We start from the raw sequence: 22,288 nt of genomic DNA on the forward strand, positions 1-22,288 counted from the left end.
GTGAACTGGGTCGATGTGCTGGTGCTGCTGCTGGCCGTGCTGGCGGCGGTGTCCGGCGCATACCAGGGCGTGATCGTCGCGCTGCCGTCGCTGGTCGGCGTGGTGCTCGGCGCCATCGCCGGGATCAAGCTCGCGCCGGTGGTCGTCTCGTTCTTCGACGACCCGGTGTGGAAGGTCGCCTTCGCGGTCGCGACCGTGGTGTTCCTGGTCGCGTTCGGCGAGGCGATCGGCGTCTACGTCGGCCGCAAGCTGCGGCAGAAGATCAAGCCGGACAAGCTCTCCGGCATCGACAAGACCCTCGGCGCGATCGTGCAGGCCGTGGTCGTCTTCGTGGTCGCGTGGCTGATCGCGACCCCGCTGACCACCGTGTCCGGCCTGCCCGGGCTGGCCAAGGCGATCAACAACTCGGTGGTGCTCGGCAAGGTCAACGACACCATGCCGGAGGCCGCCCAGGGGTTCCCGAGCCAGCTGCGCAAGCTGCTCGACGCGTCCGGCTTCCCGTCCATCATGGACCCGTTCGAGAAGGCCCCGACGGCGGATACGTCCCCGCCCGACCCGGCCCTGCAGACCAGCGCGACCGTCCAGCAGCTGCACGGCAGCGTGGTCAAGATCCGCGGCAGCGCCAGCTCGTGCTCCCGCTCGCTGGAGGGCAGCGGGTTCGTGATCGCGCCGCAGCGGGTGATGACGAACGCGCACGTCGTGGCGGGCACCGACACCGTCGGCATCGAGACGACGCAGGGTGACTACCCGGCGCGCGTCGTCTACTTCGACCCCGAGGTCGACATCGCCGTGCTCGCAGTGCCGCGGCTGCGGGCCCCGGCGCTGCAGTTCGCGGCCGAAACGGCCCGGGCGAGCGACAGCGCCATCGTGCTCGGCTACCCGCTCGACGGCCCCTACCGCGCGACGCCGGCCCGCGTGCGCGGCCGGATCAACCTGCGCGGCCCGGACATCTACGAGGCGAACACCGTGCAGCGGGACGTCTTCACGGTCCGAGCGGAGATCCGCAGCGGCAACTCGGGCGGCCCGATGGTGACCCCGGACGGCCAGGTCATCGGCGTCGTCTTCGGGGCGGCGGTCGAGGACCCCGAAACCGGGTTCACGCTGACGGCCGAGCAGGTGCGGGCCGAGGTCGACGCGGCGCCGTCGCAGACGACGAACGTCTCCACCGGTTCCTGCGCCGCCTAACGCCCGTACCGCAGCGCGAGGCCGTCCAGCAGGGCCCGCATCCCGGACTCGAAGACGTCGTCGAGGACGAGGTCGTACCCGGTCTCGCCCAGCTCGGTCAGCATCTTCGCGAAGACCGGGTGGCCGTCGACCATGGTGACCATCGCCGGCGCCTGGTGGTCCATCCACTGCTCCTCGGAGAGCCCGGATGCGGCCTGCGCGTGCTGCTCGCGCTCGAGGTGGATCGCCAGGCCCTGGATCTGGCTGAAGAACAGGACGTGCAGGTCGCACAGCGTCGCCGCGTCGACGTCGAACTCGGACAGCGCGGCGAGCGCCCACTCGGCGTGCGTCGCGAGGCCGCGCAGCGGCAGCGGCCGCGTGAGCGGCGCGAGCTGGGCCAGCCACGGGTGCCGCCGGTAGAGCGACCAGAGCGTCCGGCCGCCGAGCGTCAGCCGTTCGCGCCAGCCGCCGGACGGAATCGCGGGGTAGCCGCGCTCGCCGTACGCCGCGTCGGCCATCAGCAGCACGAGCTGGTCCTTGCCTCTCACGTACCGGTACGGCGCCATGGCCGCGACGCCGAGCCGGGCGGCGACCGCGCGCATCGACAGCGTGGCCAGGCCTTCCGCGTCGGCGATGTCGATCGCCGTGCGGACGATCCGGTCGCGCGTCAGCCCCCGGTGACCGCCCCCGCGGCGGTCCCGCTCGGCGACCACCGTGCCGGACCGCGGCTCCGCGCGCACCACGCCTTCCTGGCCGAGCAGGGCCAACGCCTTGGCCGCGGTCGCCGGCGCGACGCCGTGGTCGGCCGCGAGCCGCCGGGTCGAGGGCACCCGCGCGCCCGGCGGGAGCTCTCCGCGCGTGATGCGGCCACGCAGGTCGTCGGCGATGGCGGTGTACTTCACTGCGTCTCCTGACCTAGTACAGCTGGTTATCTGTGCTAGTACAGATCTGGCCTTCGAGCTGCGTTAACTCCAGTGTGGCGCAGGCAAGCGTACGACTCTGGAGGATAGATGCGAAACGTGCTGATCTCGGGGGCCGGCGTCGCCGGCCTGACCACGGCCTGGTTCCTGGCGCGCCAGGGCTTCGCCGTGACGGTCGTGGAGCGCGCGCCCGGTCCGCGGCGCGGCGGCCAGGCGATCGACGTGCGCGGGGTCGCGCTCGACGTCGTCGGCCGGATGGGCCTCGGCGACCGGCTGCGCGCCCGGCGGACGCGGATGCGCGGGATGTCCGTGGTGGACGGCGACGGCCAGGAGCTGTTCCGCTCGGAGGAGTTCACCCACAGCAGCGGGCGCCTCGACAGCGACGACTTCGAGGTGCTCCGCGACGACGTCGTCGACATCCTGCGCGAGGCGACCGACGTCGAGTACGTCTTCGGCGACTCGATCACGGCGTTGACCGAGGAGCCGCACGGCGTGCGCGTCGAGTTCGAGCACGCCGGCTTCCGGACGTTCGACCTACCCGGTGCGGGACAACACCGAGCTGCGCGTGACCCTCGGTTTCGGGTCGGACCCGCTGCCCCGGCTGGACGTCGAGAGCCAGAAACGGCTCGTCACCGAGCGGCTGGGGGGCGTCGGCTGGGAGGTGCCGAAGCTGCTGGAGGCGATGGCCGGAGCGGACGTCTTCTACTTCGACGCCATGGCGCAGATCCACCTGGACCGCTGGTCGGCGGGCCGGGTCGCGCTGGTCGGCGACGCTGGCTACTGCGCGTCGGCGCTGTCCGGCCAGGGCACGAGCCTCGCGCTGGTCGGCGCGTACGTCCTCGCACAGGAGCTGGGCCGCGCGGAGCACGAAGAAGCCTTCGCGGCTTACGAGCGTCGGATGCGGCCGTTCGTCGCGCTCAACCAGGCGCTGGCGACGGAAAACCCGACCGGTGGCCCGGCGGAGGAGTCCGTGGCGCAGGCGAAGAACGCCATCACGCTCGGCTGAGGAAGTCCGCCAGGGCCGTCGACGTGCGGTCCGGGACCTCGAGGTGGGGGAAGTGCCCGACGCCCGGCCAGACTTCCGGCTCGGCGTGCGGGCCCGCCCAGCGGACCGACGACGTCGCCGTCTCGGGCAGGATGCAGGTGTCGTCGGCGCCGTGCAGCTGCAGGGTCGGCGCCGTGATCCGGGTGGCGACGGCGTCGGTGAAGCGGCGGCCCTCCCCGCGGAACTGGGCGCGGAACGCCCAGCGGTAGTACTCGAGGGCGCTGTGCGCGACCCCGGGCACGAGCATCGCCTGCCGGAAGGCCCCGACGCTCTCGGAGAAATCCGAAGTGGACTGCCACTCGCGGCCGGCCCAGCCGGCGAAGAGGTCCTCGACGGCCTGGGCGTCGTTCTTCACCAGCCACTTCTCCGGCGCCATCGGCACCTGGAAGCGGAAGAGGTGCCCGGCCGCGCGGCCCTGGCCACCCCACGGGCGGGCCGCGCCGGACCGCAGGGCGAGCGGGTGGGCCGCGCCGATCGCCGTCACCGACGAGACGAGCCGCGGGTGCAGCGAGGCGACGGTCCAGGCGAGCATGCCGCCCCACGCGTGCCCGACGAGGTGTGCGCGGCGCGCGCCGAGGGACTTGACCAGCCCGCCGACGTCGCCGGCGAGCGTCCACGCGTCGTAACCGCGGGGCGGCTTGTCCGAGTCGCCGTACCCGCGCAGGTCGACGGCGACCGCGCGGAACCCGGCGTCGGCCAGGGCCCGCAGCTGGTGGCGCCAGGTCCACCAGAACTCGGCGAAGCCGTGCAGCAGCACCACGACCGGGCCGTCCCCGAGCTCGGCGACGTGCAGCCGGATGCCGTTCGCGGACACGTCGCGGTGCGCCCACGGGCCGTCGAGCCGGACGGTCGACGGATCGGGGGACGCGGGCAACGAACTCAGTCGCGCGTGGTGGTCAAGTCGGCGTCGGGCGCCTTCTGCGGCTTGAGCGCGGCGGCGGTCTCCTTGACGCTGGCGATGGTCCGCTCCGGCGCCTTGAACTTCTTCACCTTGCGGTAGCCCAGGAACCCGGCCGCGCCCGCGACCAGCAGCATCAGGACGAACACGATCCCGAAGGCGATCCAGCGGTAGCGCAGCCACTGGGCCAGCCCCTCGGCCGCGAAGAAGAACAGGAAGAAGGTGCTGTACAGGAAGACCGTCAGCGCGATCAGGAAGTAGACGGCGCCCTTGAGGCCCTTCTTCACCTCGCCGACCAGCTCGGACTTCGCGAGCTCCATCTCGGCCCTGACCAGGGTCGAGATGTGCTGGGTCGCGTCGCCGACGAGCCTGCCGATCGACTGGTCGCCGGGGATGTCGGAGTCGGAGGACAGCGGGAGGTAAGGCACGGCCCCCACGCCGTCGGGGCCGATGCGTTCGTGCTTGGGGCTGCTCACCGGGTCATCGTGCCATGACGCCCTGGAGCGGGCGCGGCGGAGTCCGCGAGTGTCGGCGATCAATCTGCCCGGGCGTGCACCCGGCTGCGCCGCACGAGCAGCGCGGCCGCGAGCAGGGAGGCGATCCCGGACGCGATCAGCACCGCGGCCTTGGCCAGTTCGCCCGCCTCGACCGGCAGCGCCAGGTCGGCGATCAGCAGGCTGACGGTGAACCCGACCCCGCCGAGCACGGACAGCGCGCCCAGGTCGCGCCAGCCCATCCCGTGCGGCTTTTCGGCGAGCTTGAGGCGCACCGCGAGCAGGCTCGCGCCGAGGATCCCGACGACCTTGCCGACCAGCAGCCCGGCGAGCACCGCGAGCGGCAACGCCGTCGTGAACACTTCGCCGAGCGCGTCACCGCTGACCGAGATCCCGGCCGCGAACAGCGCGAAGACCGGCACGGCCACCGCGGCCGACCACGGCTGCAGCCGGTGCTCGAGCCGCAACGCGGGCGCTTCGGCCTCGCCTTCGTCGGGGCGGACGCGGGTGAGCAGGCCCAGCGCGACCCCGGCGATCGTCGCGTGGACGCCCGCCGAGTGCACCGCGACCCAGGTGACGAGCGCGAGCGGCACGTACAGCCACGGCGTCCGGACGCGGCGGTGCTGCAGGTAGGCGTACAGCGCGAGAGCCACCACGGCGACGGCCACCGCGACGAGGTCGAAACCGGTCGTGAAGACCACGGCGATGACGATGATCGCGCCGAGGTCGTCGACGACGGCCAGCGACAGCAGGAAGACCCGCGCGCTCGAGGGCAGGTTCGACGCGGTCAGCGCGAGCACGCCGAGCGCGAACGCGATGTCCGTGGCGACCGGGATCGCCCAGGCCCGGTCGATGCCCGGCGTGCCCCAGCCGACGCTCAGCGCGACGAGAGCGGGCACGACCATGCCGCCGACCGCGGCCACGACCGGCAGGATCGCCTGCTTGAACCGCGACAGCTCGCCGACGACGAGCTCGCGCTTGAGCTCCAGGCCGGCGACGAAGAAGAAGAGGGCGAGCAGGCCGTCCTTGGCCCAGTCACCGATGGTCAGGTTCAGGTGCAGGAACTCCGGGCCGAGCCGGAAGTCGCGCAGCGCGTGGTAGCTGTCGCGCAGCGGGGAGTTGGCCCAGACGAGGGCGACGGCGGTCGCGGCGAGCAGGATGAGGCCGCCGGTGGTTTCGGTGCGCAGGTAACGCGCGAACTCGCTCAACGGACGGGACACGGCAGCTCCTGGGGTCGCTGATCACTGTTGCCGACCAGGCTTCCCGGCGCACCTTGGCGAAATTTTAACGTCTCTTTGTCACGGACCGTTATGGCCACCGCCACATCGGGTGCCGGTGGTGGGTCACACGGTGTGCTCATAGCATGCCAAGCGACAACGAAGTCCGAGACAAAGGAAGACAGAGTTGTGAGCACCTCCACCGAGGTCCAGCAGGACACGAGGTTCTTCGGGCACCCACGAGGGCTGGCGAACCTCTTCGGCGTCGAGATGTGGGAGCGCTTCTCCTACTACGGGATGCTCGGCATCCTGCCGATCTACCTGTACTACAAGGTCGAACAGGGCGGCCTGGGCCTGGCGCAGGAGTCCGCGCTCGGCATCGTCGGCGCGTACGGCGGCCTGGTGTACCTGTCCGCCGTCATCGGCGCCTGGGTCGCCGACCGGCTGCTCGGCTCCGAACGGACGCTGTTCTACAGCGCCGTGCTGATCATGATCGGCCACATCAGCCTGGCGCTGCTGCCGGGCCTGACCGGGATCGGCGTCGGTCTCGTGTGCGTCGCGGTCGGCAGTGGCGGGCTGAAGTCCAACGCGACGGCGATCGTCGGCACGCTCTACGCCGAAGGTGACGAGCGCCGCGACGCCGGCTTCACGATCTTCTACATGGGTGTCAACCTCGGCGGTTTTGTCGGGCCGCTGCTGACCGGGCTCGCGCAGTCGGAGGTCGGCTTCCACCTCGGCTTCGGCCTCGCCGCGATCGGCATGGCGCTCGGCCTCGGCCAGTACACGCTCGGCCGCAAGAACCTCGGCGACAAGGCCAGGGAGATCCCGAACCCGCTGCCGTCGTCGCAGCGCCTGCTGGCCGTCGGCGCCGCCGTCCTGCTGGTCGCCGCGATCCTGGTGCTGGTCATGACCGGCGTCGTGAACCCGGGCAACCTCGCCGATGTCGTCGTCATCGTGGTCGGCGTGATCTCGGTGATCTACTTCCTCGTCATCCTGACCAGCCGCAAGATCACCTCGGACGAGCGCAGCCGGGTCTTCTCGTTCATCCCGATGTTCATCGCCAGCGCGGTGTTCTTCTCGCTGTACCAGCAGCAGTTCACGGTCGTCGCGGCCTACACCGACCAGCGGCTGAACCGGAACCTGTTCGGCTGGGAGCTGCCGGTGCCCTGGGTCAACTCGATCAACCCGGTGTTCATCATCGTGTTCGCGCCCCTGCTGGCGGCGCTGTGGACGAAGCTCGGCGAGCGCCAGCCATCGACGCCGATGAAGTTCGTGCTCGGCACGGTGCTGATGGGCGCGGCGTTCCTGCTCTTCCTGCCGATGGTGGGCAGCGGCAAGAACGCGAGCCCGATGCTCGCGCTGGTCGGCATCCTGTTCGTCTTCACGATCGCGGAGCTGTGCCTGTCGCCGGTCGGGCTGTCACTGTCGACGAAGCTCGCGCCGGCGGCGTTCCGGACGCAGATGGTGGCGCTGAACTTCCTGTCGATCTCGTTCGGCACCGCGATGTCCGGCAAGCTCGCCGAGTACTACTCCGTCGACGACGAGGCGCCGTACTTCAGCACGGTCGGCGGCGTCGCGATCGGTGTCGGCATCCTGCTGTTCCTGGGCATCCCGTTCATCCGCAAGCTGATGAAGGGCGTGCACTAGCCCACGGTGACACCGAAGATCACCCCGACGAAGTAGGTCACCACCATCGTGAGGGCGCCGACCCCGACGTTGCGCAGGATCGCGCGCCCCACGTGCGCGTCGCCGAGCCTCGCGCTGACCCATCCGGTCAGCGTGAGGCCGACGACGACCGCGGCCGCGCACGCCCACACCCGCAGGGAGACGCCGGCCCAGGCGATGGACAGGATCGGCAGCAGCGCGCCGACGGAGAACGCGATCAGCGACGCCCACGCCGCCTGCCACGGGCTCGTCAGGTTGTCCGGGTTGATGCCGAGCTCGGCCTCCGCGTGCGCATGGAGGGCGTCCTTTTCGGTCAGTTCGCGGGCGACCTGGCTCGCCAGATCGGGCGAAAGGCCCTTTTCTTCGTAAATCCCGGCGAGCTCGCGCTCCTCGGCCTCCGGCATCGTCTTCAGTTCCTGCTTTTCCAGCCGGAGCAGCGCCTGCTCGGTGTCGCGCTGGGTGCTCACGGACACGTATTCCCCGCCGGCCATGGAAAAGGCCCCGGCGACGAGCCCGGCGATGCCGGCGGTGAGGATCGTGGTGCTCTCGGTGGTCGCGCCGGCGACCCCGACGACGATCCCGGCGACCGACACGATCCCGTCGTTCGCCCCGAGCACCCCGGCCCGCAACCAGTTCAACTTCCCGCCCAGGTCTTCGTGCGGCTCGTGGGCGTGCTGCACGGCGGTGTCGGTGTCGGTCACGGAAACCAGTGAAACACGAACGAAGAATCGTGGCGAGACCTCCGATTTGGGTCAGGTTCGCCTAAATAACGCGTGCCTTGCCTAACTCGGTCCTGTGTGGACTCAGCGGTTCTGGGTCATCATGGCGGTATGGACGAGCAAGTGTGGCAGCCACTGGTGACGGTCGAGGGCCTGCCGCTCCACGGCGGCGAAGGCCGGTTCCGTCTGCTGGAGACGTCGTCGAGCGGCCTGGCGTACCTGATCCATTACCCGGCTGGCGTGGCATCCCCACCCCACGCGCACGACCACGACTCGATCGTCTACGTCCTGTCCGGCAAACTCCGCGGCGCGGTGGACGGCGTGGAGGCGGTGCTGGAGCCGGGGGATTCGGTGCTGCACCCCCGCGGGGTGGACCACCACGTGGAGGCGCTGACGGACGCCATGTGGGTGGAGTTCAAGTCACCGCTGCCGGGCCGCCCGCCGATCGCCTGAGCGCCCCAAGGCCACATTGGTTGCGTTCAACGCACCGAAGGCCACATTGGTTGCGTTCAACGCACCGAAGGCCACATTGGGGCGCTCGGGCATCCCGGAAAAGCGAAACGCCCGGCCCCGCGGAACGCGGAACCGGGCGCTTCTACCAGTAAAGCCTCAGGCGTCCAGCTCGGCGAGGGCCTGCTTGGCCTTCTCGAGCTCGGCCTCCAGCGCGGCGACCTTCGCGGCCTGCGCTTCGCGGGCCTGGTTGATCACCTCGTCGATCGGGCCGGACAGGTCGGAGTGCAGCTCCTTCGCCGCGCGCGACACCGCGGCGGCGGGGATCTCCAGGCCCTTCGCGACCCACTTCGAGCCGTTCTTCAGCTCGGCCTGCCACTCGCCGTCGGCCGTGCCGGTGACGGTCAGGATCAGCTCGACCGTGCGGGTCTTCTTCGCCGTCGACGCGGTCGCCGCACCCTTCGGGCGGCCGCGCTTGGGCTTGGGGGCCTCCTCGGCGGCGGGCTCGGCCGGGGCCGAGTCCTCCGGAGAAGAGGTGGACGCGGACTCGGTGACGGTCGTCGCCTCGTCAGTGGCAACGGCGGGCGCCTCAGGGGTAGCCGAAGCCGTTTCCTCGTCGTGCGTCAGGACATCCACGGTCATCGTCGTGTCGTCTCCTTGCCCGGGAAGGGGGTGTGGTTCGCGGCACAGTGTAGAACATGCGTTCGACGCGCGCCGCGCGGGGTGTCATGACAGAGCCCTCCCGGACGAAGCCGGAAGGGCTCTGACACGAAGACGCTAGCTCACTCCTCGGACTTGCCCGACTGCAGGCCCGACGAGATCAGGTCCATCACCGACGAGTCGGCCAGCGTGGTGACGTCGCCGACCTGCCGGTTCTCCGCGACGTCGCGCAGGAGCCGGCGCATGATCTTGCCCGAGCGCGTCTTCGGCAGCTCCGGCACGACCATGATCTGCCGCGGCTTCGCGATCGGCCCGATCTCCTTCGCGACGTGGTTGCGCAGCGCCTGGATGGCCTCTTCGCCACCGTCGACGGCGTTGCCGCGGAGGATGACGAACGCGACGATGCCCTGCCCGGTCGTCGGGTCGGTCGCGCCGACGACCGCGGCCTCGGCCACCGTCGGGTGCGAGACCAGCGCCGACTCGACCTCGGTCGTCGAGATGCGGTGGCCGGACACGTTCATGACGTCGTCGACGCGGCCGAGCAGCCAGATGTCGCCGTCGTTGTCGTACTTCGCGCCGTCACCGGCGAAGTAGAAGCCCTGGTCCTGGAAGCGCGACCAGTAGGTGTCGCGGAAGCGCTCTTCGTCGCCCCAGATGCCGCGCAGCATCGACGGCCACGGCTGGTCGAGCACCAGGTACCCGCCACCGCCGGGCCCGACCTCGGTGCCGGTGTCGTCGACGACCTTCGCCGAGATGCCCGGCAGCGCCTTCTGCGCCGAGCCCGGCTTGGTCGAGGTGACGCCGGGCAGCGGCGAGATCATGATCGCGCCGGTTTCGGTCTGCCACCACGTGTCGACGATCGGCGCCCGGCCCGCGCCGATGTTCTCGCGGTACCAGATCCACGCCTCGGGGTTGATCGGCTCGCCGACCGAGCCCAGCACCCGCAGCGACGACAGGTCGTACTTCTCCGGGATTTCCGCGCCCCACTTCATGAACGTGCGGATCAGCGTCGGCGCGGTGTAGTAGATGGAGACCTTGTGCTTCTGGATGATCTCCCAGTGCCGGCCCTCGTGCGGGGTGTTCGGCGTGCCTTCGTAGACGACCTGCGTGACGCGGTTCGCGAGCGGGCCGTAGACGATGTAGCTGTGGCCGGTGATCCAGCCGATGTCGGCGGTGCACCAGTAGACGTCTTCGCCGGCCTTGTGGTCGAAGACGTTGTGGTGCGTGTACGCCGTCTGCGTCAGGTAACCGCCCGACGTGTGGAGAATGCCCTTCGGCTTCCCGGTCGTCCCGGACGTGTAGAGGATGAACAGCGGGTGCTCGCTGTCGAAGGCCTCGGGAGTGTGCTCTTCGGACTGTCCGTCGACGAGCTCGTGCCACCAGAGGTCACGGCCGTCGGTCCACGGGACGTCACCCTCGAGCTGGTCTCCGGTGCGCCGCACGACGATGACCTTCTCGACGCTTTCGGCGCCTTCGAGCGCTTCGTCGACGTTCGCCTTCATCGGCGCGGCCTTGCCGCGGCGGAACTGGCCGTCGGAGGTGATCACGACCTTCGCGGCGGCGTCGTCGACGCGGGCGCGCAGCGCGGTCGGGGAGAAGCCGCCGAAGACGACGCTGTGCAGCGCGCCGATCCGGGCGCACGCGAGCATCGCGAAGATGGCCTCGGGGACCATCTGCAGCTGGATCGCCACGACGTCGCCGGCGGTGACGCCCAGCGACAGCAGGGCGTTGGCGGCCCGGGAGACCTCGGTCTTCAGCTCGGCGTAGGTGATGTCCCGGGTGTCACCCGGCTCGCCGACCCAGTGGATCGCGACCTGCTCGCCGTGGCCGGACTCGACGTGCCGGTCGACGCAGTTGTACGCGACGTTCAGCTTGCCGCCGACGAACCACTTCGCGAACGGCGCATTGGTCCAGTCCAGTACCGTGGTCCACTTCGTGTCCCACGTCAGCCGCTCCGCCTGCTTGGCCCAGAAGGCTTCACGATCGGCGTCCGCCTCGGCGTAGAGGTCGGCCTTCGCGTTGGCCTGGCCAGCGAATTCGTCGCTGGGCGGGAAGGTGCGGCTCTCGGTGAGCAGGTTGTCCAGGGCTGGGGACTGCTCGGTCATGGTTGCAAGGCCTCCTGTAGTGCGCCGAAACGACGGCTAGCGGCACGCTAGCGACGTTAGTCCGCCTTGTAAAAGGTTGCACCCACGTAGCACCGCCGTTTCACCGAGGCAGGCGAGTCCCGGTGACTAAGCGTTCGTTCAGCCGCGCCTTCGCCGCCGGCCACTCCGGCGCCAGCATCGAATAGGTGACGGTGTCGCGCGAAGACCCGTCCGGCCGGATCCGGTGCGCACGCAGAATGCCTTCGCGAAGCGCGCCAAGCCGTTCGATGGCGCGTTGCGAGCGCAGGTTGCGGACGTCGGTCTCCCAGGAAACCCGTTGCGCGTCAAGGGTTTCGAACGCGTGCGTGAGCAACAGCAGCTTCGACTCGGTGTTCAGCCCGGTGCGCTGCCAGTCCGCGCCGATCCAGGTGTGCCCGATCGAGAGGATCCGGTGCGGCTCGACGACCTGGTAGTACGACGTCGTCCCGGCGACCCGCCCGGAGGTGACGTCGATCTGCGCGAACGCCCGGCGCGCGGGGTCGGCGAGCGCCTGCTCGACCATCCGCTCCGCCGCCGGAAGATCCCCCGGCTGCCGGATGCTCAGCCACGCCCAGATGCCCGGGTCGGCGCCCGCTTCGAGCAGGCCCTTGGCGTGCTCGCGCGCCAGCGGTTCGAGGCGGACGTGCTCGCCGGCCAGGGTGGGTTGTCCGTTCCAGTCGCTCACGTGATCATCGTAGGTTCGCCATTGGCTTTCCCTGATAGCCAATTTCCGAGCATCTCCAGGGGCCACTTCGGCGTTGCCTAAACTCGGCTGAACCACGACGAAGGGGCGAGTTCGATGGCCGAAGAGCGGGAAGAGCTGAGCTGGGAGCTGTTCGGCACGGCGAGCCGTGAACTGGCTCACACCATCGCCGACGACGGCTTCGCGCCGGACCTCGTCCTGTCCATCGCCCGCGGCGGCCTCTTCGTCGCCGGCGCGCTCGGGTACGCGCTCGACGTCAAGAACCTCCACGTGATGAACGTCGAGTTCTACACCGGCGTCGACCAGCGCCTCGACCTGCCGGTGATGCTGCCGCCGGTGCCCAACGTCGTCGACCTCACGAGCAAGAAGGTGCTGATCGCCGACGACGTCGCCGACACCGGCGCCACGCTCAAGCTGGTCCGCGACTTCTGCCTCGACCACGTCGCCGAGGTCCGCTCGGCCGTCGTCTACGAGAAGCCGCACTCGACGGTCAAGTGCGAGTACGTCTGGCGGTACACCGACAAGTGGATCAACTTCCCGTGGTCGGTGCTGCCGCCCGTGGTCAAGCGCGAAGGACAGGTTCTCGACGCATGAACGACCCGCTGAAGCCCCTGCTCGACCTCGAAGGCGTCGCGGCGGCGGCGAAGTCCGCGCAGGACGCCGTGTTCGCGGTGCACCGCCTCCCGGCCAACCTCCGCGGCGGCGCGGCGACGGCGGCGGAAGCCTCGGTGCGGGCGGCGCGCGCGTCCGCCGGGATCGAGGGCGCGAACCCGGAACTGCCCGCCGACGGCGCGGTCGGCGACCCGGTCCTGGCCGGCGCGCTGCGGGTTGCGGAGACGCTGGAGACGCTGCTGCCGACGTGGCGGCGCGCGCCGATGCAGGCCCTGGCGCGGCTGCACGTGCTCGCCGCGGCGGACCTCGTCAGCGACCCGGATGCCTTGGGGCGCCCGCATTCCGGCGGTGGCCGCCTGGAGCTGCTGGCCCAGCTGGTGACCGGCGCGACGTCGGTGCCGGGCCCGGTCCTGACGGCGGTCGTGCACGGGGAACTGTTGGCGCTCAAGCCTTTCGGCAGCGCGGACGGCGTGGTCGCCCGCGGGGCGGCCCGGCTGACGATGGTCGCGACGGGGCTCGACCCGAAAGCGCTGAGCGTTCCCGAGGTCGCCTTTTTCCGCCGGGTGCCGCGGTATCTCGAGACCGCGGAAGGGTTCGCGAGCGGGACGCCCGAAGGCGTCCGCGCGTGGCTGCTGTTCTGTTGCGAAGCGTTCGAATCGGGCGCGCGCGAAGCGAAGAGCATCTCCGACGCGGCGTCCTGACCGCTTCCACTCGCGGCGCGAAGCCCGCGCCGCGAGTCCTCGCCGTCCGCGTCAGCCGGCGCGCACGTGCACCAGGTCGAGCGCCTTGCGGACGTGCCCGCCGGAGACGTGCAGCGCCTTCGCCGCGCTCTTGACGTCCTCCCCGGAGAGCAGGTGCACCAGCGCCACCTTGAGGTCGCCCCCGGCCTCGGTCAGCGCGTCCGAGCACTCCGCCATCGTCATGCCGGTGGCTTCCTGCAGGATCCGGATGGTCCGGCCGCGCAGCTTCGCGTTCGTCGCCCGCATGCTGACCATCAGGTTGGAGTAGGTCCGGCCCAGCTTGATCATCGTCGCCGTGGAGAACGACGTGAGGATCATCTTCTGCGCCGTGCCCGCCTTCATCCGGGTCGAGCCGGCGATCGCCTCCGGGCCGGTATCGACGGCGATGAGCACGTCGACCCCCGCCGGCTTGGCGGCCTTCGGGTTGCCCGACACCAGGCCGGTGTGGGCGCCCTGGCGCTGGGCCGCCAGCAGCGCGCCCAAGACGTACGGCGTCCTGCCCGACGCCGTCAGCCCCAGCACGAAGTCGCCCGGCTGGACCATGGCCGCCATCTCGGCGGCGCCGGCCCCGTCGTCGTCCTCCGCGTTTTCGACGGCTTGGCGCAGCGCGCGCTCGCCGCCTGCGTGGTGCGCGATGAACCAGTCCGCCGGCACGTTGAACGTCGGCACCAGCTCGGCCGCGTCCAACGTCGCCAGACGACCGGACGTCCCCGCGCCGACGTAGTGCACCCGGCCGCCGGCCCGCAGGGCGTCGACCGCGTAGTCCACCGCGCGCGCCACCTGGGGCAGCACGGCGGCGACGGCGCCGGCGACCGTGCGGTCCTCGGCGTTGATCGCGCCCAGGATCCCCGCGGTGGACATCAGGTCGATGTCCGTGGTGCGGGGGTTGCGGGTCTCGGTCGGCGAATCGACGTGCACCGCCTGCGTGGGGACGGTCATCATGCGCCTCACATCTTCGATGGTCATTACTTGCCGGTTTCCCGCGGCCGGCGGCGGCCGTCCGGCCGGACGCCCAGGCGGTGCGAGCCGACCGCGTCCCGGGTGGCGTCCAGGGCGCTGACCGACGCGTCCATGTGCCGCTGCGCGACGCCGATGAACAGGCAGTCGATGACGGTGAGCTGGGCGATGCGGCTCGCCGTCGCTCCCGAACGGAACGTGGTTTCCCGGGCGGCCGTGGTCAAAACGTAGTCGGCGACCTCGGTGATCGGGGACCGCGGGAAGTTCGTCACGGCGATGGTGACCGCGCCGTGCTCCCGGGCCACCCGCAGCGCCTCGACGGTGTCGGTGGTCGCGCCGGTGTGCGAGACGCCGATCGCGACGTCACCGGGGCTCAGCACCGCGGCCGAGGTGAGCATGATGTGGGTGTCCGACCACGCGAAGCACACGCGGCCGATGCGGTGCAGCTTCTGCTGCAGGTCCGCGGCGACGAACGCGCTGGCGCCCACGCCGTAGACGTCGGCGCGACCGGCGCTCGCGACAACCTCGATCACCCGCTGCAGCGTGGCGACGTCGAGCTGGTCGGCCGTCTCCTCGACCGCACGCGCGTCGGCGAAGCTGACCTTGCCGATCACGGCGGCCAGGTCGTCCTCCGGGCCGATCTCGCCGCCGAGGTTGCGCGTGGTGCGCGCCTCGGTGCGGGCGGTGTCCGCGGCCAGTGCGATGCGCAGCTGCGGGTACCCGCCGACGCCGACCGCCTTGCAGAAGCGCGTCACCGTCGTCTCACTCGTGTTGGCGGCCAGGGCCACCTCGGTGATGCTGCGTCTCGCGACCTGCGCGGGATCTTCCAGCACCACCTTGGCCACGCGCTGCTCGGCGCGGGCCAGGCCGGGGAGCAGGGACCGGATCCGCACCAGCGGGCTGGCGTCGGCGTCCCGGGCGGTCGGCTGGACCGCCACGGCTTCGGACGGTGCCGTGCCGACTACGGATTCGGTATCACTCACCGTCGGAAAGTTACTAACCGTTGGCATCTGCGACAAGGCTACCCACACCCTTCGGTCTTATCGCAACCCGTCCGTGTCTGCGGATCTGGATTTGCGATTAATCACTGACCAGAAAGTCGCCAACCAGGTCGGTCTTGTTAACGAGGTCAAGCTAACGACTTGGCAACTTAGTGTCGCGATGCAAACGGCTCTGGAACGGTGTCGTGCGGGGAAAAGTCGACAGCAAGCGACCCGGTCGTCACCGAGCGCTCAACTGCCAACCCTCAGCGACAAAAACCGAGGGGTTCCGTTCACCGTCGAGGAGTGATCGGCCGCTCTCGGTGACTTTCACACCGTCGACCGAAACTCCGCGCCCGGTGTAGTTCGGGTCGGTGCTGTAACGCCACCGGAGGCCCACTGAGCTGCCCTGCGGCAGCATGCCGCTCGCCTTCCACCAGGCACGGTGCCCGTGTCCGGAGAGCGACGTCACATCTCCGGAGGGTGCACCCGGCCCCGATACCGATAGCGTGATCGGTTGCCAGTTCACCCCGTCGGTGGTCGCCTGCAGCTGTAATGGATCAGTAACTCCCTCGGTGTCCACGAAAGCGTAGAAAGACACCCGCGCTTGATCACTTTGGGTAGTAAAAGGGCGAGTACTCAGCGTTGCGACGGCGGCGTTACCCAGCGTGCTCGTCCAGGCGTCCTTCCCGACGGCCGGTTTCACCGCCATCGCCCTGGCCAGCGACGTCGCCCACACCTGGCGGGCGGTGTTGATCGAGCCCCAGTTCCGCGTCGGGTGGACGCGGTTGGTGAGCAGGATCGCGAACGAGCGCGACTCCGGGTCGATGACCAGCGTCGTTCCGGTGAACCCGGTGTGGCCCGCGGTGACCGGCGAGGCCAGCGCGCCCATGTACCAGGGCTGGTCGAGCTCGAAGCCGAGGCCGTGCGAGTCGTCCGGGAACTGCTGGTTGTAGTTCGTCAGCATCTGCCGGACGGTCTGCTCGCCCAGGATCCGGTGACCGCGGTAGCTGCCGCCGTTGAGGATCGTCTGGGCCAGCGTCGCCATGTCGCCCGCGGTGCTGAACACCCCGGCGTGCCCGGCGACCCCGCCGAGCGACCACGCGTTCTCGTCGTGGACGCTGCCGCGCACCATCCCGCGCGGCGGGTTCGCCTCGAACTCTGTCGCGGCGATCCGGTTCAGCTTCGACGCGGGTGGGTTGTACCCCGTGTCGACCATGCCCAGCGGCGCGGTGATCCGGTCGTGGACGACCTTGTCCAGGGACTGCCCGGTCAGCTTCTCGACGATGAAGCCGAGCGTGAGGAGGTTGATGTCGGAGTAGAGGTAGGTCGTGCCCGGCTTGTTCTTCAGTGGGCTGTCGAGCACCGCCTGGCGGCGCGACGGGATGTCGGGGTAGCCGGCCCACAGCGACGGGATCGGGTCGGCGTCGAACCCGGAGACGTGCGTGAGCAGCATCTTGATCGTGATGGCGGCCTTGTCGCCGGTCGCGAACTCCGGGAAGAAGCGGCTCACCGGGGTGTCGATCGTGAGCTGCCCGCGTTCGACCAGCTGCAGGACGGCGATCGAGGTGAACAGCTTCGAGATCGAAGCCATGTCGAAGATGGTGTCGTTGCGCATCGGGACCTGCTGGGCAGGCGGCAGCTCGGTGCCCGCCGCGTCGGCGTACCGCAGCGCGCCGCCGACGGCGTACCGGTCGACGACCACACCGTCGTGGGCCAGCAGGCCGACCGCGCCGGAGAAGTGCGGGTGCCCGGTGGTGTCCGGCTTCGTCCAGCTCGCCAGGAAGTCCTCGGCCGCCTTGATCGGCGCCGGGTCGAGGTTCACCTCTTTCGGCTTGGCGTCGCGCAGGGTCGTCCACGCCGGGGCGAACCCCTGCTGCGGCCGGTCGAAGCGGCCCGCGTCGTCGTGCCTGGTGATGGCGCCGGCTCCTGAATTCAACACAGTCAACGTGGTCAGCGCGACCAGCACTCCGGTGGCCGCGGCGATGACCTTCCTAGCACGCACGAGCGCCCCCTCAGCGGTAGAGCAGGTAGTGGCGACGTTTCCGGTCGAACTCGGCGAGCTCGGCGCGCCAGGCCCCGGTGACCTCGTCGACGCCCGCGCCGGCGTCGACCATCGTCCGGAGCCGGTCGGACCCGGAGAGCTTGTCGATGTAGTTGTCGGGCCGCCAGGCGAAGACGTCCGGGTGCAGGGCCTTCGCCGTGACGAGCATGGCGACCGCGGTCCGGACCGCGTCGAAGGCCCGCGGGTCGGCGACGCTCACCTGCACGCCTCCGCAGGTCTGGTTGACGAACTTGCTGAACGTCGGCACGAAGTAGATCTCGCGGAACTTCGCGCCCGGCAGCGCGAGGTCCTCGAGCTTCTCGCGCCACCGCCAGTCGAGCCCGGGCGCGCCGATGATCTCGAACGGCCGGGTGGTGCCGCGGCCTTCGGAGAACACGGTGCCTTCGAACATGCCGGTGCCCGGGTAGACGAGCGCCGTGTCCGGGGTCGGCATGTTCGGGCTCGGCAGCACCCAGTTGAGCCCGGTCTGCGCGAACTGCGTGTCCCGCTGCCAGCCGCGCACCTGGACGACGTCGAGGCGATCGAGCTTCACGCCTTCGCCGGGGAGGAACTCTTCGGCGAAGAAGCGCGCGAGCTCACCGACGGTCATGCCGTGCTGCTGGGCGATCGGCTTCTTGCCGATGCCGGAGGAGAACTTCGGGTCGAGCACCGGGCCGGCCAGGCGGCCGCCGATCGGGTTCGGCCGGTCGAGCACGACAAAAGCGGCCTTGACCTGGGCGGCGGCCACCATCGCGGTGTAGAGCGACCAGATGTAGGTGTAGAAGCGCGCGCCGACGTCGGCGATGTCGAAGACGACCGTGTCGACGCCCGCCTTGGTGAACAGCGAGGCGAGCTTCGCCGCGTCGACGCCGTACGCGTCGTACACCGGCACGCCCGTGCGCGGGTCCGTGTAGTCACCTTCGGAGCCGCCGGCCTGCGCGCTGCCGCGGAAGCCGTGCTCGGGCCCGAAGGCCGCGACCGGTTTGACGCCGGCCGCGACCATCGAGTCGACGATGTGGTCGCCGTTCAGCAGGACGCCGGTCGGGTTCGAGAGGACGCCGAGCTTGCGGCCCTTGAGCGTCCGCCAGCCCTGCGCGGCCAGTTGTTCCGCGCCCGTGAGGACGCGACCCGGCCGGTTTTCGGGCTCGGCTCCGGCGACCGCGGAACCGCCTGCAAGAGCCGGGACCGCGAGCGCGCCCGCGCCGAGGAAGTGGCGCCGGTTCAGGTTCACCAGGTCAGCCCGTGGCCGAAGGGGTACTTGACGGTCTGCAGGTCGGCGCCCGCCGGGATGTCGACCGGCAGCTTCCCGACCGGCTTCGTCTCGCCGAGGACGACCTTGGCCAGCGCTTCCAGCGTCGGGCCGATGTAGCCGTAGGTCGCCAGCCACGTCTGGACGGCGCTCGGGTAACCGGCGTCGTACGGGATCTGCGCGGCCACGGCGACGACCGGCTTGCCGGTGGCCTGCAGCGCGTTCAGGAGCTTGGTCTGCAGCGGGAAGCCGCCGATGTTGTTGGTCAGCACGACGACCAGGTCGGTGTTCTTGGCGTTCGCGACGGCCTGGGCGATCTGGGCGTCCGTCGGCGCCTGACCGGTCTGGTACGCCGTCGCGGCCGTGCCGTGTGCGGTCAGCTTCTGCGCGAGCGTCGTCGTGGTGGAGACGCCCCAGCCGGTGACGAGCGCGGTGGCGGGCTTCTGCTTCAGCGGCAGGACACCGGCGTCGTTCGCGATCGCCGTGATGCCGCGGTCGGCGATGTCCTGGGCCGTCTTGAGGTTCGCCGGCGTGCCGACGGTCCTCATCACGCGGTTCGGGTCGACGAACGGCGAGAAGAGGATGCCGCTCTTGAACTTGAGCTTCAGCACGCGCAGCACGCTCTGGTCGATCCGCTGCATCGGGATCTCGCCCGACTTCACGGCGGCGAGCACCGAGTTGATGGCGACGTCGAGGTGCACGGGCATGAGCAGCTGGTCGACCCCGGCCTTGAGCGCGAGCACCGGGATTTCGGCGTCACTGTGCATCTCGCGGACACCCTGCATCTCGAGGGAGTCGGTGATGACAACACCGTTGTAACCGAGCTCGTTGCGCAGCTTCCCGGTGACGATCGGCTTCGACAGCGTCGCCGGCTCCAGCGACGGGTCGAGGCTGGGGAACTGGATGTGCGCGGTCATGATCGAGGGGACGCCGGCCTTGATGGCGGCCTTGAACGGCGGCACGTCGATGTCGCGCCATTCCTGTTCGGTCCGGTCGATCCGGGGCAGGCCGGTGTGGCTGTCGGTCGCGGCGTCGCCGTGGCCGGGGAAGTGCTTCGAGGTCGCGGCGACGGACTTCTGGAAGCCCTTCAGCTCGGCGGAGACGAAGTCGCTCGCCAGCCCGGGCTGCCCGGCGAAGGACCGGACGCCGATGACGGGGTTCGCCGGGTTGGAGTTGACGTCGGCGTCGGGCGCGAAGTCCTGGTTGATGCCGACGGCCCGCAGCTCCTGGCCGAGGATGGTGGCGGCCTTCGTCGCCCGTGCCGTGTCCCGCCCGGCGGAGATGGCCATGGAGTTCGGGAACTCGGTGGCCGGCGCGCCCATCCGGGTCACCGTGCCGCCCTCCTGGTCGGCGCCGACCTGCAGCGGGATGTGCGCCCCGCTCGTGATGGCGGCTTTCTGGAGGCCGTTCGAAAGTTTCGACACCTGGACCGGGTCATCGAAGTTGTCGCGGGTGTCGTTGTTGAAGTAGATGACCCCGCCGAGGTGGTACTTCTGGACGACCTGGGCCGGGGTGTCGACGCCGAAGTCCGTCTGGTTCTTCGGGTTCACCTCGTCGGCCGTCTTGCCGTTCACCCACGTGACGAACAGCTGCCCGACCTTCTGCTCGAGCGACAGCCCCCGCAGCGCCTGCGTCGCGGCGGCGTCCGCCTGCGCTTCGGCGCTCACGCTCGGCGCGCTCGCGGCGGTCGCGACACCCACACCGGTGAGGGCGAGCACCCCCGCGACGGGCAGGGCGAGCGCATGGAACCTCCGATTTCGGGTCGTCACGACCAGCCTCCCAGAAAGTTGCGGGCGCCCGGCGGACGTGAGAAGTCCACTCGGAAGCGCCAGTATCGGGAAGCTACTCACCGAATCCGTCGATGTCCATCGGCCGACCGCACGAACGGTCCAGTCGTACCCGGATCGGTAGGAAATTCGCCGTTCGCAACATGCGGAGGCGGCCGAACGGCGGTGTTCGCGAGGCGGCCGTTCGCCGAGACACCTTTACACAGAGACGAGGCGGCGCCCGTGGCCTAGGGCCGACGGGCGCCGCCTGCAGCGCGAACTTCTCGGGCGACCAAGCGTGCAACTCTGGTCGTACCTACATGGACTCGGCGTGTGGCGTCCCACTACGCAGTCCCTAGACGACGAGCCTCCCGCGGCGCGCTGCGCGTGGGTACCCGGAGTCCGCGCACGGAGATTTGCCGGGGTGGAACAGGCTTCTCTTCTACCTGCTCCCTGGCCGACCAAACGTCCGCACCTACTTTCTACGCCGTGAGCCCGGTCACTTCAAGTGCGCGGATGGGTGCACCGGTACAGAGGCTGGATCGGGTGACACGGGCACCCTGCGCGACGGACAATTCGGGGCTGGGCCGGGAGAAAGCGGAGGCCGTACGGCCGTGTGGGTGTCGGGGTCCCGTCATCGGGACCGACGGCGACGGCTGAGGCCGTACCAGGTCGCCCCGGCGGCCACCGCGCCGACACCGAGGGCGACCATCCCCGCCGACCGCGTCGGGATCCGGCTGCGCAGCGACATGGGCCGGTCGAAGGCGAGCACCGGCCAGCCGCGGTCGAGGGCCTCGCGCCGCAGGAGTTTGTCCGGGTTGACGGCGTGGGGGTGCCCGACGACCTCGAGCAGCGGGATGTCGGTGCTCGAGTCGGTGTAGGCGAAGCACTCGGCGAGGTCGTAGCCGTAGGTCGCGGCGAGCTGCTTCGCGGCGACGGCCTTGTTGGCGCCGTAGCAATAGAAGTCGACCTGGCCGGAATAGCGGCCGTCGACGATCTGCATCCGGGTGGCGACGCTGCGGGTCGCGCCGAGCATTTCCGCGACCGGCGCGACGACTTCCTCGCCGGTCGCCGACAGCACGATGACGTCGTGGCCGTCTTCGCGGTGCCGGGCGATCAGCTCCGCCGCTTCGACGTACACGAGCGGGTCGACGACGTCGTGCAGGGTTTCGCGGACGATGGCCGAAACCTGCGCGACGTCCCAGCCGGCGCACAGCGCGGAAACCTCGGCGCGCAGCCGCTCGGTCTTGTTCTCGTCGGCGCCGGCGAGGGAAAAGACCAGCTGCGCGTAGGCGCTGCGCAACGCCGCGCGACGGTTGATCAGTCCCTCTCTGAGCAATGGTTTGCTGAACGCCAGCGCGCTCGACGAGGCGATGATCGTCTTGTCCAGGTCGAAGAACGCGGCCACCGCGTGCTCCGGGCCCGGGTTCCGGATGCGCGACGGCGCGCTGCTCGGTTCGGCCACGTGCCCAGGATAAGAGCTTGATCGCGGCACGTCCCGTTGATCCACCACAGGCGCGCCGCGGCGGGCGGAAAATCCATGACAGGAAGGGACTTCCGGCGCGCCGTGCCGTTACCGAACTGTGTGCCTCGTCCGGCGCGCGAACCGGCGCCCGGCGGAGTTACAGTGAGGGAGCCCGGTGTCCAACCGGGCCGGTTCAGTCCGACCCCCCGGGGCTGAACCCTCGGTGGCCCCCGTCCCTCCCCCCTGGCGGGGGCCACCCTCTTAACCTTCCGCTTGCCTTCGCCGTTTCCCTTGGCACGGCTTGATCGCGCGGTTCGGGCGGGCATCGAGATGCTCGGCGCGGCGATCATCCCACGGCCCACCGACAGAACCGGCCCGCGAGCGGTTCCCCGGGCGGCAGTTGTCCACAACACCCCG

At 70.2% G+C, this 22,288-nt stretch carries 20 protein-coding genes and 1 pseudogene; 7 read left to right on the forward strand and 14 right to left on the reverse strand.

Translation table 11 applies throughout. The features are described from left to right. Nucleotides 1-1,185, forward strand: coding sequence for a MarP family serine protease (locus ACZ61C_RS00280; protein ID WP_465301206.1), 1,185 nt, complete (start codon nucleotides 1-3; stop codon nucleotides 1,183-1,185). Here the strand turns inward: ACZ61C_RS00280 and ACZ61C_RS00285 are convergent. Then, nucleotides 1,182-2,066, reverse strand: a complete 885-nt coding sequence (locus ACZ61C_RS00285; RefSeq protein WP_465301208.1) for a GntR family transcriptional regulator — start codon at nucleotides 2,064-2,066, stop codon at nucleotides 1,182-1,184. The genes ACZ61C_RS00280 and ACZ61C_RS00285 overlap by 4 nt on opposite strands. A gap of 108 nt (nucleotides 2,067-2,174) precedes the next feature. On the opposite strand from ACZ61C_RS00285, the pseudogene ACZ61C_RS00290 reads away from it, so the two are divergent. After that, a pseudogene (locus ACZ61C_RS00290) lies at nucleotides 2,175-2,363 on the forward strand (FAD-dependent oxidoreductase); the annotation flags it as partial. A 262-nt stretch (nucleotides 2,364-2,625) separates the two neighbouring features. Further along, nucleotides 2,626-3,090 carry an FAD-dependent monooxygenase gene (locus ACZ61C_RS00295; protein ID WP_465301210.1) on the forward strand — a complete coding sequence of 155 codons (465 nt, stop codon included), beginning with the start codon at nucleotides 2,626-2,628 and terminating at the stop codon, nucleotides 3,088-3,090. On the opposite strand, the gene ACZ61C_RS00300 is transcribed toward ACZ61C_RS00295, so the two are convergent. Genes ACZ61C_RS00300 through nhaA form a run of 3 tightly spaced genes read right to left on the reverse strand, consistent with a single transcriptional unit; the run spans nucleotide 3,077 to nucleotide 5,741 of the window. Next, entirely contained in the window at nucleotides 3,077-4,003 is a 927-nt protein-coding gene (locus ACZ61C_RS00300) for an alpha/beta fold hydrolase (protein ID WP_465301212.1), read from the reverse strand. The genes ACZ61C_RS00295 and ACZ61C_RS00300 overlap by 14 nt on opposite strands. Nucleotides 4,004-4,008: 5 nt before the next feature. After that, nucleotides 4,009-4,503, reverse strand: coding sequence for a phage holin family protein (locus tag ACZ61C_RS00305; protein ID WP_465301214.1), 495 nt, complete (start codon nucleotides 4,501-4,503; stop codon nucleotides 4,009-4,011). A gap of 59 nt (nucleotides 4,504-4,562) precedes the next feature. Further along, entirely contained in the window at nucleotides 4,563-5,741 is a 1,179-nt protein-coding gene (nhaA, locus tag ACZ61C_RS00310) for a Na+/H+ antiporter NhaA (RefSeq protein ID WP_465301216.1), read from the reverse strand. 186 nt (nucleotides 5,742-5,927) lie between these two features. Between nhaA and ACZ61C_RS00315 the strand changes: the two genes are divergently transcribed. Continuing rightward, entirely contained in the window at nucleotides 5,928-7,385 is a 1,458-nt protein-coding gene (locus ACZ61C_RS00315; RefSeq protein WP_465301218.1) for a peptide MFS transporter, read from the forward strand. Here the strand turns inward: ACZ61C_RS00315 and ACZ61C_RS00320 are convergent. Next, nucleotides 7,382-8,104 carry a VIT1/CCC1 transporter family protein gene (locus ACZ61C_RS00320; RefSeq protein WP_465301220.1) on the reverse strand — a complete coding sequence of 241 codons (723 nt, stop codon included), beginning with the start codon at nucleotides 8,102-8,104 and terminating at the stop codon, nucleotides 7,382-7,384. The two genes, ACZ61C_RS00315 and ACZ61C_RS00320, sit on opposite strands and share 4 nt — an antisense overlap. Nucleotides 8,105-8,233: 129 nt before the next feature. Between ACZ61C_RS00320 and ACZ61C_RS00325 the strand changes: the two genes are divergently transcribed. After that, a complete protein-coding gene (locus ACZ61C_RS00325) occupies nucleotides 8,234-8,575 on the forward strand; it encodes a cupin domain-containing protein (RefSeq protein WP_465301222.1) in 342 nt (113 codons plus the stop codon). A gap of 156 nt (nucleotides 8,576-8,731) precedes the next feature. Here the strand turns inward: ACZ61C_RS00325 and ACZ61C_RS00330 are convergent, their stop codons facing one another. From ACZ61C_RS00330 to ACZ61C_RS00340, 3 genes are all read right to left on the reverse strand, one after another. Further along, nucleotides 8,732-9,214 carry a DUF6319 family protein gene (locus tag ACZ61C_RS00330; RefSeq protein WP_465301224.1) on the reverse strand — a complete coding sequence of 161 codons (483 nt, stop codon included), beginning with the start codon at nucleotides 9,212-9,214 and terminating at the stop codon, nucleotides 8,732-8,734. A 140-nt stretch (nucleotides 9,215-9,354) separates the two neighbouring features. Beyond that, nucleotides 9,355-11,337, reverse strand: coding sequence for an acetate--CoA ligase (acs, locus tag ACZ61C_RS00335; RefSeq protein WP_465301226.1), 1,983 nt, complete (start codon nucleotides 11,335-11,337; stop codon nucleotides 9,355-9,357). A 100-nt stretch (nucleotides 11,338-11,437) separates the two neighbouring features. Beyond that, on the reverse strand, nucleotides 11,438-12,040 hold the full coding sequence (locus ACZ61C_RS00340; protein ID WP_465301228.1) for a GNAT family N-acetyltransferase: 603 nt from the start codon (nucleotides 12,038-12,040) through the stop codon (nucleotides 11,438-11,440). Between the two features lie 114 nt (nucleotides 12,041-12,154). Here ACZ61C_RS00340 and ACZ61C_RS00345 point away from each other — a divergent pair, with 114 nt between their 5' ends. Then, the gene (locus tag ACZ61C_RS00345) at nucleotides 12,155-12,652 is read left to right on the forward strand and encodes a phosphoribosyltransferase (RefSeq protein ID WP_465301230.1); all 498 of its coding nucleotides are present in this window, start codon (nucleotides 12,155-12,157) and stop codon (nucleotides 12,650-12,652) included. Next, nucleotides 12,649-13,371, forward strand: a complete 723-nt coding sequence (locus tag ACZ61C_RS00350) for a Fic family protein (protein WP_465301232.1) — start codon at nucleotides 12,649-12,651, stop codon at nucleotides 13,369-13,371. The genes ACZ61C_RS00345 and ACZ61C_RS00350 overlap by 4 nt, the downstream gene beginning before the upstream one ends. A gap of 51 nt (nucleotides 13,372-13,422) precedes the next feature. On the opposite strand, the gene ACZ61C_RS00355 is transcribed toward ACZ61C_RS00350, so the two are convergent. From ACZ61C_RS00355 to ACZ61C_RS00380, 6 genes are all read right to left on the reverse strand, one after another. Then, complete coding sequence (locus ACZ61C_RS00355) at nucleotides 13,423-14,352, reverse strand: N-acetylmuramic acid 6-phosphate etherase (RefSeq protein ID WP_465301234.1); 930 nt, start codon at nucleotides 14,350-14,352, stop codon at nucleotides 13,423-13,425. A gap of 23 nt (nucleotides 14,353-14,375) precedes the next feature. After that, the gene (locus ACZ61C_RS00360; RefSeq protein ID WP_465301236.1) at nucleotides 14,376-15,350 is read right to left on the reverse strand and encodes a MurR/RpiR family transcriptional regulator; all 975 of its coding nucleotides are present in this window, start codon (nucleotides 15,348-15,350) and stop codon (nucleotides 14,376-14,378) included. Nucleotides 15,351-15,588: 238 nt separating this feature from the next. Next, the gene (locus ACZ61C_RS00365) at nucleotides 15,589-17,316 is read right to left on the reverse strand and encodes a serine hydrolase domain-containing protein (RefSeq protein ID WP_465302710.1); all 1,728 of its coding nucleotides are present in this window, start codon (nucleotides 17,314-17,316) and stop codon (nucleotides 15,589-15,591) included. 46 nt (nucleotides 17,317-17,362) lie between these two features. Next, on the reverse strand, nucleotides 17,363-18,622 hold the full coding sequence (locus tag ACZ61C_RS00370) for an exo-beta-N-acetylmuramidase NamZ family protein (RefSeq protein WP_465301238.1): 1,260 nt from the start codon (nucleotides 18,620-18,622) through the stop codon (nucleotides 17,363-17,365). After that, nucleotides 18,619-20,358 (reverse strand): glycoside hydrolase family 3 protein, encoded by a 1,740-nt coding sequence (locus ACZ61C_RS00375; RefSeq protein ID WP_465302712.1) that lies wholly within the window; start codon nucleotides 20,356-20,358, stop codon nucleotides 18,619-18,621. Before ACZ61C_RS00375 ends, ACZ61C_RS00370 begins: the two co-directional genes overlap by 4 nt. A gap of 682 nt (nucleotides 20,359-21,040) precedes the next feature. Then, on the reverse strand, nucleotides 21,041-21,871 hold the full coding sequence (locus tag ACZ61C_RS00380; protein WP_465301240.1) for an HAD family hydrolase: 831 nt from the start codon (nucleotides 21,869-21,871) through the stop codon (nucleotides 21,041-21,043). Nucleotides 21,872-22,288: the final 417 nt, after the last annotated feature.

The sequence above is a fragment of the Amycolatopsis sp. NPDC104587 genome (assembly GCF_055583645.1).